We start from the raw sequence: 13,562 nt of genomic DNA, 5'->3' as shown, positions 1-13,562 counted from the left end.
ATGTTCACGCACCTCAGCAAACGCCCCTGGATCATCGCGGTCGTCATCGCCATCGCCCTGCTGCTCTGGCTGTTCAGCGGCGAACGCTTCAGCGCCCGTGACGAGACGCAGGCCGAGCCGGACAAGCCCCTGGCCGCCGCCAAGCTGGCCAGGGTCGAAGTGCAGTGGCTGGAGGCACAGCCCATGCAGCGCCAGCATGTGGTGCAGGGGCAGATCGAAGCCTGGCGCCGGGTCGAGCTGCGTGCGCAGGTCAGTGGCAGCGTGCAGAAGCTGGACCAGGACAAGGGCAACCGCGTCGCCGCCGAGCAACTGCTGCTCAGCCTGTCGCCGGATGACCGGCCGGCCCAGGTGGCGCGCAGCGAAGCCGACGTGCACCAGCGCGAGAGCGACGTGACTGCGGCCAGACGCCTGCGCGAGCGCAGCCTGATCTCCGCCAGCGAACTGATGCGCCTGGAGAGCGAACTGGCCAAGGCCCGCGCCGAACTCGACAGCGCTCGCCTGCACCTGCGCAACACCAGGATCAAGGCGCCGTTCGCCGGCATCTACGATCAGCGCGCGGTCGAACTGGGCGACTACGTGCAGCCCGGACAAAGCCTGCTGACCCTGGTGGACATCGACCGCCTCAAGGTCACCGCGCAGATCGCCCAGCAGCAGGTCACCCAGCTGCAGCTGGGGCAGGCGGTGAGCGTGGAACTGCTCGACGGCCGCACGCTGCAGGGCGAGCTGCACTTCATCGCCGCTGCCGCCGACCCGGACTCGCGCAGCTTCCGTATAGAGGTCAAGGTGGACAACCCGGACGGCCTGCGCCTGGCAGGCGCCAGCGCCACGCTGCACATCCAGACCGGCGAGGCCATGGCCCACCGCCTGTCCCCTGCCCTGCTCAGCCTCGACGAGAACGGCCGCCACGGCGTCAAGTGGGTCAACGATGAGCAGCGCGTGGAATTCACCCCCGTGCAACTGATCAGCGTCGACAACCAGGGCGCCTGGGTCAGCGGCCTGCCGCCGAAGGTCGCGCTGATCACCCTGGGCCAGGGCTTCGTCGAAGCGGGCCAGCAGGTGCGCACGCAACTCGCCGCAGAGGGCAGCTGAGATGCACGCACTGATTGCCGCCGCGCTCGACCGCAGCCGTACCACCCTGCTGATCCTGCTGTTCCTGCTGTGCGGGGGGCTGCTGGCCTACGTCGCCATGCCCAAGGAGTCCAACCCGGACGTCACCATTCCGATGATCTACGTGTCGGTGACCCTGGAAGGCATCAGCCCGGAAGATGGCGACCGCCTGCTGGTGCGCCCGCTGGAACAGGAGCTGCGCAGCCTGGAAGGGGTCAAGGAGATGAGCTCGGTCTCCAGCGAGGGCCACTCCTCCGTCACCCTGGAATTCGACGCGGGCTTCGACGCCAAGGTGGCACTGGCCGACGTGCGCGAGAAAGTCGACACCGCACGCAGCAAGCTGCCCGACGAGGCCGACGAGCCGACCGTGACCGAAGTCAACGTGGCCCTGTTCCCGGTGCTCTCGGTGGGCCTGTCCGGACCGATCGCCGAGACCGAGCTGGTGTACATCGCCCGGCGCCTGAAGGAGAACATCGAAGGCATCGGCGAGGTGCTCTCGGTGACCATCGGTGGCGACCGCGAGGACCTGATGGAAATCGTCGTCGACCCGCAGGTGCTCGACAGCTACGGCATCGACTACAACGAACTGTTCAACCTGGTCAGCCGCAACAACCGCCTGGTCGCCGCCGGCAGTCTGGACACCGGTGCCGGGCGCATGAGCATGAAGGTTCCGGGCGTCATCGAGGACCTCGAAGACGTCATGAACATGCCGATCAAGGTGGTCGGCGACAGCGTGGTGACCTTCGCCGATGTCGCCACCATCCGCCGCACCTTCAAGGACCCCACCGGCTTCGCCCGGATCAACGGCCAGCCAGCCATCGTGCTGGAGGTGGCCAAACGCAGCGGCGCCAACATCCTCGCCACCATCGACCAGGTCAAGGCGCTGATGGAGCAGGCCAAACCCCTGTTGCCACCCGGCGTGGAAGTCAGCTACATCATGGACCAGTCGCAGGAAGTGCAGAACATGCTCGGCGACCTGCTCAACAACGTGCTGACCGCCATCGTCCTGGTACTGATCCTGGTGGTGGCGAGCATGGGCATGCGCTCGGCACTGCTGGTGGGGCTGACCATTCCCGGTGCGTTTCTCAGCGGCATCCTGCTGATCTGGATGCTCGGTTTCACCCTCAACATCGTCGTGCTGTTCAGCCTGATCCTGGTGGCCGGCATGCTGGTCGACGGCGCCATCGTGGTCTCCGAACTGGCCGACCGCTACCTGCAGCAGGGCCAGTCGCCGCGCCAGGCCTGGGCCAATGCCGCCACGCGCATGGCCTGGCCGGTGATCGCCTCCACCGCCACCACCCTGGTGGTGTTCCTGCCGCTGCTGTTCTGGCCCGGCGTGGTCGGCCAGTTCATGAAGTACCTGCCCGCCACGGTGATCATCTGCCTGCTCGCCTCGCTGGCCATGGCCCTGGTGTTCCTGCCGGTGCTCGGCGCCGTCAGCGGCGGCAAGGCGCGGCCACAGGCGACGACCAGCAACCGCGCCGGCACGGCCTATCGCCATCTGCTGGCGACGCTGCTCAAGCGCCCCGGCCTGACGCTGCTCGGCATGCTCGCGCTGATCGCCCTCATCTATATCGGCTACGGTCGCTTCAACCATGGCGTGGAGTTCTTCCCGGAGGTCGAGCCGGAAAGCGCGCAGATCTGGCTGCGTGCCCGTGGCGACCTGTCGATCCAGGAGAAGGACGCCCTGCTCAGGCAGGTCGAGAAGCAGGTGCTGGGCATGCGCGAGGTCAAGGCGCTGTATGCCCGCTCCCTGGCGCAACCGGAAGGTCAGCTGGGCGCCGACGTGATCGGCACCCTGCAGTTCCAGTTCGTCGACTGGCACCAGCGGCGCCCGGCCAAGGACATCCTCGCTGAAATGAGCCAGCGCACCGCCGGCATTCCCGGCGTGGTGCTGGAATTCCGCAAGCAGGAGGAAGGCCCCACCGACGGCAAGCCGGTCAAGCTGCAGATCAGCACCCTGGACACGGCGCTGACCGAACAATGGGTCGAGCGCATTCGCGGCGAGATGCAGAAGCTCGGGGGTTTCGTCGATATCGAGGATGACCGCGCCCTGCCCGGCATCGAGTGGCGGATCAAGGTCGACCGCGAGGCCGCAGCCCGCTTCGGCGCCGATGTCCTGAGCGTCGGCAACGCGGTGCAGATGATCACCAACGGCCTGAAGCTGGCAACCTACCGCCCCGAAGACGCCACCGACGAAGTCGACATCCGCGTGCGCCTGCCCAACAACTGGCGCTCGCTCGATCAGCTTGGCCGCCTGACGCTGAACACGGCAGCCGGCCAGGTCCCGCTGAGCAACTTCGTCGACCTGCAGCCCGCGCCCAAGGTCGGCACCCTGCGCCGCGTCGATGGCGATCGCACCATCACCCTGCAGGCCGACCTGGCCGACGGCGCACGCCTGGACGAACGCCTCAAGGCCCTGCGCAAGGCGCTGGGGGAGGTGCCGGCCGAGGTCAAGGTGAAGTTCACCGGCGAGGATGCCGACCAGCAGGAGGCGGCCACCTTCCTGATGACCGCGTTCCTGGTCGCCATCTTCCTCATGGCGATCATCCTGGTGACCCAGTTCAACAGCCTCTACCAGGCAGCCCTGGTGCTTTCCGCGATCGTCCTGTCGACCGCCGGGGTGCTGATCGGCCTGCTGGTCAACGGCCAGTCGTTCGGCATCGTCATGGTCGGCATGGGCCTGATCGCCCTGGCCGGTATCGTGGTGAACAACAACATCATCCTCATCGACACCTACAACCAGCTGCGCCGGCAGGGCCTGGCCCCACGCGAGGCCGCGCTGGAGACCGGCAGCCTGCGCCTGCGCCCGGTGCTGCTCACCGCCGTGACCACCATCCTCGGCCTGATGCCGATGGTGCTCAGCATCAACGTCGACCTGCTCACGCCGAGCCTCGGCTTCGGCGCCCCGTCGACCCAATGGTGGACGCAGCTGTCCAGCGCCATCGCCGGCGGCCTGGCGTTCGCTACGGTCCTGACGCTGCTGCTGACGCCTTGCCTGCTGGTGCTCGGCGCGCGTTTCGAGCGGCGTCCGCCGCCACTGGAGACCTACGACACCGACCTGCTCGACCTGCCGGAACACCTCGTCGCCAGCAAACCCGGCAAGGCCCGGCTGCAACGCAGCGACTGAGGCCAGGCGCGCAGGCGTTTCGGCACCAGGCCACTGCATGGCGAAACACCAGACTTCGCCTAGGCTGATCGATACGACAGCTCAAGGGCGGGAAAGGAAAGCTGGCAAGGACGCCTTTTTCCGCCACCGCAGCAACGCGAGCGCCCCGCAGAAACGACAAAGCCCTCCAGGAGAGGGCTTTGTTTTGCCTGCAGATCCGGCGATCTGCAGGCCACGCAACTGAAAACCGAGCTAACGAAGTGTATGGGGTCGGCATCCTGCCTGTTGGCCACTTCGTTAGCCCGGTGACCGGAGAGTAGTCCAGACGGTGGCACTGTGCCAAGCCTGAATTTCCGGCATTGCCTCACAGAACGCAGAGGCCGGCAGCGCCGGCCCGCCAGTTCGAATTCGATATTGCCAACTTCGTCGCAGCGAAGGCAAAACCACCGCACAGACATATCGCAATGATATTACAGACACCCTGCACAACTAACGCGCACAGCACAGAAGTGCGTGCAACATAAGCACGCAGAAAAGCATCGATTTTATGACGCCATAAAAATAACACAGCGAAAATGTGCGACTTTTTTTTGGCGACATAAATACCACAAACTTTAAGTTATTGATTTTTATAATAAAAAAAATAACAAAAGATTAAACAAACAAAATAAAAAAATAAGGTCCATGTTTTGCTTGAAAGCGCAAAACAGCCGACGCTAATATCCGCGCACTTTCAGCCAGCCAGCCGAATACAACGGAAATAAACCGTTGATTCATACAGGCGCAATGAAACAGGGATTAGGGTCAGCAGCGGCAATTGACCGACTCAGTTAATTAAGGAGAAGGACCTATGCGTATCAGTATTTTCGGACTGGGCTATGTGGGGGCTGTCTGTGCTGGCTGCTTGTCCGCCCGTGGTCACGATGTCGTCGGCGTGGACGTGTCGCAGGCCAAGATCGACCTGATCAACCAGGGCAAGTCGCCCATCGTCGAGCCTGGCCTGGCCGAACTGCTTGACGCCGGCGTACGTTCCGGGCTGCTGCGCGGTACCACCGACGTCAGCGCTGCGGTGCTGGCCAGCGAACTGTCGTTCATTGCCGTCGGTACGCCGAGCAAGCGCAATGGCGACCTCGACCTCGGCTACATGGAGTCGGTGTGCCAGCAGATTGGTGCAGCCCTGCGCGACAAGCATGAGCGCCACACCGTGGTCGTGCGCAGTACGGTCCTGCCTGGCACCGTGAAGAACGTCGTGATCCCGCTGCTCGAAAGTGCCTCCGGCAAGCGAGCCGGTGTCGACTTCGGCGTGGCCACCAACCCGGAATTCCTCCGTGAAAGCACGGCGATCAAGGACTACGACTTCCCGGCGATGACCGTCATCGGCGAACTGGACGAACAGTCCGGCGACCTGCTGCAAGAGCTCTACAGCGAACTCGACGCACCGATCATCCGCAAGTCGATCGAAGTCGCCGAGATGATCAAATACACCTGCAACGTCTGGCATGCGGCCAAGGTCACCTTCGCCAACGAGATCGGCAACATCGCCAAGGCCGCCGGCGTCGATGGTCGCGAAGTGATGGACGTGATCTGCCAGGACCACAAGCTCAACCTCTCCAAGTACTACATGAAGCCCGGCTTCGCCTTCGGCGGCTCCTGCCTGCCCAAGGACGTGCGCGCCCTCTCCTACCGCGCCGGCAGCCTGGACGTCGAGGCGCCGCTGATCGGCTCGCTGATGCGCAGCAACGCCGCTCAGGTGAAGAAGGCCTTCGACATCGTCACGGGCTACGACAAGCGCCGCATCGGCCTGCTCGGCCTGAGCTTCAAGGCCGGCACCGACGACCTGCGTGAAAGCCCGCTGGTGGAGCTGGCCGAGATGCTCATCGGCAAGGGCTACGAGCTGAAGATCTTCGACAGCAACGTCGAATACGCACGGGTCTTCGGCGCCAACAAGGACTACATCGAGTCGAAGATCCCGCACGTCTCCTCGCTGCTGTGCAAGGAGCTGGACGACGTGGTCGCAGCCTCCGATGTGCTGATCGTCGGCAATGGCGAGCCACGCTTCGCCGATGTCGTGAAGGGCATCAGTGACGACAAGCAGATCGTCGACCTGGTCGGATTCATGGAACACGCCACTCAAGCCAACAGGGAAGGCATCTGCTGGTAAGCGCACGCTAACAAGAACAGCGGTGGCACCGGCGCGGTGCCGTTCGATTGGTTACGGCGCATGCCGGTTTCCTGCCAATAGCCCTGAATCGGTGTTTACACGGAGTAACAGCATGATTCCCCTGATTTTGTCTGGCGGCAGTGGCTCTCGCCTCTGGCCCCTGTCCCGCAAGCAGTACCCCAAGCAGTTTCTCGCCCTCACCGGCAACGAGACGATGCTCCAGCAGACCATCGGGCGCCTGGCGTTCGACGGCATGAGCAAGCCCATCGTGGTGTGCAACGAGGAACACCGCTTCATCGTCAGCGAACAGCTGGCGAGCATCGGCCACGAAGCCCAGACCATCCTGCTGGAGCCCTTCGGCCGCAATACCGCACCTGCGGTCGCCATCGCCGCCATGCACCTGCTGGCAGAGGGCCGGGACGAACTGTTGCTGGTACTCCCGGCGGACCATGTGATCGAGGACGTCGCGGTGTTCCACAAGGCCCTCGCCGTGGCCCGCAACGCAGCGGAACAGGGTGCGATGGTGCTGTTCGGCGTACCTGCCGAGCGCCCCGAGACCGGCTATGGCTACATCAAGACCGGACGTGATGCGTGCGAACTTCCGCAGGGCGTACTGGCGGTCGAGGCCTTCGTCGAGAAGCCCGACCTGGAGACGGCCTGCGAATTCGTGGCCCAGGGCGACTACGTCTGGAACAGTGGTATGTTCCTGTTCCGCTGCAGCCGCTACCTCGAGGAACTGCAGCGCCACGACCCGGACATCTATGACACCTGCCAGCTGGCGCTGAGCCGCAGCACCCACGACCTGCAGTTCATCCGCATCGACCCGAGCGCGTTCGAGTGCTGCCCCGACAACTCCATCGACTACGCCGTGATGGAGAAGACCGACCGCGCCTGTGTGGTGCCGCTGTGTGCCGGCTGGAACGACGTCGGCTCGTGGTCGGCGCTGTGGGACGTCCAGGACAAGGACGGCGACGGCAACTGCCAGTCCGGCGACGTGATGCTGCACGACAGCCACAACTGCCTGGCGCACAGCCAGAGCAAGCTGGTGACCCTGGTCGGCCTGGACGACGTGGTGGTGGTCGAGACCAAGGACGCCGTGATGGTCGCCCACAAGGACCGGGTGCAGGACGTCAAGCAGCTGGTCAACCAGCTGACCTGCAAGGGCCGCAGCGAGGCGAACAGCCACTGCCAGGTCTACCGCCCCTGGGGCAGCTACGACTCGCTCGACAGCGGCAACCGCTTCCAGGTCAAGCGCATCGTGGTGAAACCGGGCGCCAGCCTCTCCCTGCAGAAGCACCACCACCGCGCCGAGCACTGGATCGTGGTATCCGGCACGGCCCGCGTGACCTGTGACGACAAGACCTTCCTGCTCTGGGAAAACCAGTCGACCTACATCCCCATCGCCGCCATTCACCGTCTGGCCAACCCCGGCAAGATTCCCCTGGAGATCATCGAGGTCCAGTCGGGCAGCTACCTGGGCGAGGACGACATCGAGCGTTTCGAGGATGTCTACGGCCGCACCGACGACGTCACGATCAACTGATAGCGGCAAGACGTGCCACACGGCTTCAATGGAGGAAGCACGCCCATGCTCAGGCATTTAACAGCACCTCTGGGGTGGTTCGAGGCCTCGCCCGGCCTCGGCAAACTGTGCGGTTGGCTCTGCCTGATCGCACTGATCGCGCTCGCCTCGGAGATGGTCGACCCCAGCTACCTGGACCCGTCGCACCAGAAGTTCATCTTCCTGATCGGCGCCCTGGGCATGTGGCGCTACGGCAACGCCGCGACCCACTACCTGCGTGGCATGTACTTCCTGCACTGGCGGTTTCCGCGCATGCGCAAGGCCGTCGAACGCATGGGCGACGCCGCCCTGCCCGACCATATGTTCATGGTGGTGACCAGCTTCCGCATCCCGACGCACACCACGTTCAAGGTCTACCAGTCGGTGTTCCAGGAAGTGCAGCGCATGCCGGTGCCGTGCACCATCATCGCCTCCATCGTGGAGAAGGGTGACGAGAACTTCATCAAGGACATCATGCGCCAGGAGGTGCGTGATCGCGACGACATCAAGCTGGTCATCGTGCGGGCTCGCGGCACCGGCAAACGCGACGGCCTGGCCCACGCCTTCCGCGCCCTGTCACGGCAGATGCCACTGGAAAACGCCGTGGTCGGCGTGGTCGACGGCGACACCATGATGCTGCCGGGCTGCGTGGAGCGCGCCGTCACCCTGTTCGCCTACCTGCCCAGCGTCGGCGGCATCACCACCAACGAGTTCTGCGAGGTGGAAGGCAGCAGGCTGATGCAGGAGTGGCACACCATGCGCTTCGTCCAGCGGCACATCAACATGTGCTCGATGGCGCTGAGCAAGCGCGTGCTGACCATGACCGGGCGCCTGTCGTTCTTCCGCGCCAGCGTGATGACCGACCCGGCGTTCATCAAGGACGTCGAGGCGGACTTCCTCGACCACTGGCGCCTGGGCCGTTTCCAGTTTCTCACCGGCGACGACAAGTCCTCCTGGTTCAGCCTGATGCGTGCCGGCTGGGACACCTTCTACGTACCGGACAGCCATACCCTGACCGTCGAGCACCCGCCAGACAACAGCTTCCTGCGCGCCACGCGGCAGCTGATGTATCGCTGGTACGGCAACTCGCTGCGGCAGAACTTCCGCGCTACCCGCCTGCTGGGCCTCGATCGCCTCGGCCTGTTCACCATGTACGTGCTCTACGACCAGCGCGTGTCCATGTGGACCTGCCTGATGGGCCTCAGCGCTTCGGTGGTGGCCGGCCTGCTGTTCGGCGTGCAGTACCTGCTGATCTACCTGTTCTGGGTGCTGCTGTCGCGGACCCTGGTGACGCTGCTGTTCTTCTTCACCCAGCACCCGGTCGATCCGATGTACCCCTTCGTTCTCTATTACAACCAGATCGTCGGCTCGGTGATGAAGGTTTACACCATGTTCCACATGGACCAGCAGAGCTGGACGCGGCAGAAGACCACGATCAGCAACGGCAACGTCAGCTTCGATGCGGCGCTCAACCGCTGGACCTCGAAGACCATGTTGCTGTCCTCCATCGCCATTTTCTTCGGGGTCATCTCGGTCCTGTTGGAACTCACGCAACCCTAAGCAAAGGCGCGAATGCTATGAGTAGCACCACTGTCCTACCTGCAAACGTTGTTCATGAAGCGATCGATGAACGCCAGTTCGTTCGCGCCAAGATCCCTGCCCGCCTGACCCTGGCAGGCAACGGCATCAAGGAACTGGAGTGCGAGATCCAGGACATTTCGCTGGGCGGAATCGGCCTGCTGCTGGATCAGCCGCTGAAGATCGGCAGCCTGTTCAACGGCTCGATCAAGCTGAACCTGCACACGGTCGACCTGAACATCGATACCAAGCTGAAGATCGTCTCGCAGCGCGGCCGCGAAGTCGGCGCCGAGTTCGTCGAGCTCGACCGGCAGAAGCGCGACATCCTGCGCTACATCATCTCCGCCTACATGTCCGGCGACATCGCCGACATCAACGGCCTGTTCAACGTCATGCAGCGCGAGAACTACATCAAGGAGCGCAAGACCAAGCAGGCCAGCGCACGCACGCCCGCAGAGCGCCTGAAGGCGGCCCTCGGTTCGCTGCTGTTCTTCTGCGCCGGCGCCGCCGCAGTGACCCTGATCGTCTACAAGAGCTACCTGCTGTTCTTCCAGATGCCTGCCGCGCAAGCGGTCGTCGGCGCCAACGCCTACATCGTCAGCATGCCGGAGAACGGCAACCTGCGTTACCTGATCGGCGCCGAACAGACCAGCGTCAGCACCGGGCAACCACTGGCCAGCGTCTCCACGCAACTGGCCAGCAGCCTCACCAGCCCCGCCGACATCGCCGCACTGGGCGACCTCAGCGAGCAGGATGTCGCCGCCCTGCTGGGTCGGGTCACGGTGGAAACGGTGATCGCCAGCCCGTGCAACTGCAGCCTCTACTTCCCTGCACCGCGCCTGGACGGCTTCGCCTACAAGCAGCAGGAGCTGGTCCACCTGTTGCCGCAGGACCAGCCACTGAACATCAAGGCCAGCGTTCCTTTCGAGCGCATGGACAAGCTCGAGCGGGTTCGTGCGGTGGAGATGCGTGTACTGGGCAGCGACGACACCTTCTCCGGCGAGATCGTTTCCAGTCGCGTGGACGATCAGCGGCAGATGGTCGAGCTGACCATCGAGCCGGATCACCCGCTGCCGCTCAGCGCCTATCAACTGCCGGCCGCCGTCGAGTTCAAGCTCGGCCTGCCCCTGCGCTGGACATTCTGAGGTCACCATGTCGCTCAGATCGCTCCTGTGCACCACTGCCCTGTCCCTGGCCATCGCCGGACCGGCGCAGGCGGCCCGCAGCCTCGAACAGATTCGCTACGCGCTGTTCCAGGACAACCTGGCGCCAGTGGAGGAGGACCTGCGTGCCCTGGCCGCCCGTGGCGACCTGGGCGCGACGCGACTGCTCGGCGAAGTGCTGGCGAGCCGCAGCCCGGCAAACACCGCACGCGCCATCGAACTGTTCAAGCAGGCCTTCGCCGAGGGCCGCGGCGATATCGGCGCACTGGTGCCACTGGCGCGCCTGGTGGACTACAAGCCGCGCTGGCAACAGGCCAACCACGCCTACATGGAGCAGGCGCTGCAGCGTTTCAAGGCCGGGCGCGACTTCATCAGCGTCGACACCCGCCTGGAAGTGTTCCTGGTCTTTCCCGAGCTGTTCGACGCGGCACAAGTCACGCAGTTGATCGACCTCTATGACCGCGCCTGTCTGGTGTATTGCCACGCCCCGCTCTACCGCGCCGTCGCGGCGGCCCGTGCCGGTGACACCGAGTCTGCGGACAGGTGGTTCCACCTGGCGGTGGAAAGCGACCCGCGCGCCGTGTACCGCTACTACGATTTTCTCGGCGAGGCGCGCAACCAACGTTTCCGCGCGTTCGCCGAGCAACTGGCGCCGCGCATGACCACCCTGCCGGTCGACCTGGTGCAGCGCATCGCCCAGCAACTGACCGAGGTGCGCAACGCCGAGATCAGCGCCTACAACAACAGCCGCCCACTGTCGCGTGCGCAGACCGACGAGGAGAAACAGGCCCGCGAGCTGAAGGCCCAGGCACACGCCAGCCTCATCGAACAGCTCGACCGCGAGGTGCTGCAGTGGCTGGACAACGCCATCGCCCGTGACTTCGGCCCGGCAATGGTGAGCAAGGCCAACTTCCTCATGACCGCCCCGGATCGCTACGGCCCGGAGCCGGTGGTGGACCTGGTCCAGCGCCTGGAACAGCGCCAGGGGCAGAACCTCAGCCTGAGCATGGCCGAGCGTGAGCAGCCCATCACCCCGCAACACATCAAGGCCCTGCGCGCCAGGCTGCACATGGTGCTGTGGCGCACCCTCGATCCGCACCTGAGCCAGCGCCTGATCGCCGAGCTGCAAGCCGAGCACTACCCCGAAGCCACGCTGCTCGAGGGCGACATGTACAACCAGGGCGTCCTGGACGAGCCCGATCAGGAAAGGGCCCTGGCGCTGTACCTGCAGGAAGCCAGGGCCGGCTCGATCAACGCCCTGATGCGCATTGCCCGCCTCTACACCTATGGCCGCGCCATCTGCCGCGACAACGCCAAGGCCTACACCTTTGCTTTCGCCGCTCAGGAACTGGGCGATCAACGCGCAGCAGCGCTGACGCAGGCGCTGGGCTCCAGGCTGACGCCCGAGCAACGCACCGCCGCCACCCGTGATGGCAACCGTCTCATCGAGGAGTTCGCCCTGTGATCCGCCCCAACGCCCTGCGCTGCGCCGCCCTGTTGCTCGCTTGCCTGCCCCCGTTCCTGGCGCAGGCCGATGAGTTCGACAACCCGGCGGCCGAGGCCGACAGCCTGTCGCCCGAGCTCGAACCGGTCACCTCGCTGCTGACCCACAAGCTGTTCATGCGCACCGGCTATGGCCCCGACGAGACCCGCCTCGGCGAGGATCGCCGCACCTTCTTCAGCCTGCGCTACGAGCCTTCCTACCGCTGGTACTCGCCCGAGCAGCGCTGGGCCAGGTGGGAGCTGTTCGGTCGCCTGTGGCTCAACTACGACACCGATCCGAATGCCCTGCAGAACACCGAGGGCAGCGACGAGAACCTGAGCCGGCGCCGTCATGCCTACAGCGAGGCCCGCGAGTTCTACGCACGCCGCAACCTGCTCGGCGACGACCCGCGCTTCTCCGCCACCTTCGGCCGCCAGCGCTTCAGTGATCGCTTCGGCATCTGGTGGGACGACAGCATCGAAGCCCTGCGCCTGGACTACAACGACAGCTTCGCCAGCGGCTTCGTCGCCGTCGCCGAGAAGTTCTACTACTACAACTCCGACGACAATCGCCTCGACCCGCGCGACAAGAACATCCGCTACCTGATGGCCGAGTACGCCTGGCGCTGGCATGCCGATCACTGGATCGGCGCGCGCCTGCTGCACGAGGACGATCACTCGGGCAGCTCGGTGGATGATCGCCAGGACTTCGACGGCCTGCGCTACGGCATCTTCCTGCGCGGCGACACGCGCCAGCTGACCTCGCTGGTCAGCGACTACCAGCTGGAAGCCGTGCGGCTCGACGGCACGCAGGACATCACCCAGGCCAACGGCCAGCGTGAGCGCAGCGACAAGCGCGGCTGGGCGCTGGTCGGCGATGTCGGCAAGCGTTTCGAGAGCCTGCCCTGGACCCCGCGCGTCGGCCTCAGCGCCGGTCTCACCGACCGCCCGGACGACAGCGGCAACGACGGCTTCAGCCTCAACCGCATCCAGTCGGACCGGCGCAACGACCCCTTCAGCTACAGCAGCCGCCTGGTCAGCAACCTGGTCAGCGTCAACCTGAGCAACCTGGCGTTCTATGGCATCAGCCTGGAAACCCAGCCGACCGACCGCAGCCAGCTGGACATGCGCCTGAGCGATCTGCGCCTGCGCAACGCCTCCGCACAGCTGCCACTGCGCACCACCACCGACGGCCTGGTGCGCGACAGCGGGTCGTCGCACCTGGGCCAGGTGCTGGACATCAATCACTACTGGCGCATGTTCCCGCTGGCCTACGACGGCAAGCGCATCCAGCTCAACACCCTGACCAGCCTGAGCTACTTCAGGGCCGGTAGCGCACTGGAGATCGGCGACGACTACCAGGTGACGCTGGGCATCACCCTGACCTACTGACCGAGAGCA

The 13,562-nt window shown here is 64.8% G+C and carries 8 protein-coding genes; all 8 read left to right on the top strand.

All coding sequences use genetic code 11. From position 1 onward, the window contains the following. The 8 genes from E4487_RS21980 (at nt 1) to E4487_RS21945 (ending at nt 13,553) form a co-directional block, all read left to right on the top strand. Complete coding sequence (locus E4487_RS21980) at nt 1–1,089, top strand: efflux RND transporter periplasmic adaptor subunit (RefSeq protein WP_175254396.1); 1,089 nt, start codon at nt 1–3, stop codon at nt 1,087–1,089. Nucleotide 1,090: 1 nt separating this feature from the next. Beyond that, the gene (locus tag E4487_RS21975) at nt 1,091–4,237 is read left to right on the top strand and encodes an efflux RND transporter permease subunit (protein ID WP_047584316.1); all 3,147 of its coding nucleotides are present in this window, start codon (nt 1,091–1,093) and stop codon (nt 4,235–4,237) included. A gap of 829 nt (nt 4,238–5,066) precedes the next feature. Further along, nucleotides 5,067–6,377, top strand: a complete 1,311-nt coding sequence (locus tag E4487_RS21970; protein WP_175254395.1) for a nucleotide sugar dehydrogenase — start codon at nt 5,067–5,069, stop codon at nt 6,375–6,377. A 112-nt stretch (nt 6,378–6,489) separates the two neighbouring features. Continuing rightward, nucleotides 6,490–7,920: a mannose-1-phosphate guanylyltransferase/mannose-6-phosphate isomerase gene (locus E4487_RS21965; protein ID WP_175254394.1), complete on the top strand. Its 1,431-nt coding sequence runs from the start codon at nt 6,490–6,492 to the stop codon at nt 7,918–7,920. 45 nt (nt 7,921–7,965) lie between these two features. Continuing rightward, nucleotides 7,966–9,498 (top strand): glycosyltransferase, encoded by a 1,533-nt coding sequence (locus E4487_RS21960; protein ID WP_051800644.1) that lies wholly within the window; start codon nt 7,966–7,968, stop codon nt 9,496–9,498. A gap of 17 nt (nt 9,499–9,515) precedes the next feature. Then, entirely contained in the window at nt 9,516–10,661 is a 1,146-nt protein-coding gene (locus E4487_RS21955) for a PilZ domain-containing protein (RefSeq protein WP_175254393.1), read from the top strand. A 7-nt stretch (nt 10,662–10,668) separates the two neighbouring features. Continuing rightward, nucleotides 10,669–12,144, top strand: a complete 1,476-nt coding sequence (locus tag E4487_RS21950; RefSeq protein ID WP_175254392.1) for a sel1 repeat family protein — start codon at nt 10,669–10,671, stop codon at nt 12,142–12,144. Then, a complete protein-coding gene (locus tag E4487_RS21945; RefSeq protein ID WP_175254391.1) occupies nt 12,141–13,553 on the top strand; it encodes an alginate export family protein in 1,413 nt (470 codons plus the stop codon). Before E4487_RS21950 ends, E4487_RS21945 begins: the two co-directional genes overlap by 4 nt. The last annotated feature ends 9 nt before the right edge of the window (nt 13,554–13,562 follow it).

The organism is Pseudomonas sp. BMW13, from assembly GCF_013357275.1.
Lineage (GTDB): Bacteria > Pseudomonadota > Gammaproteobacteria > Pseudomonadales > Pseudomonadaceae > Aquipseudomonas > Aquipseudomonas khazarica.
The sequence above is the reverse complement of the archived record's forward strand: the minus strand, read 5'-3'. Positions and strand labels throughout refer to the sequence as shown.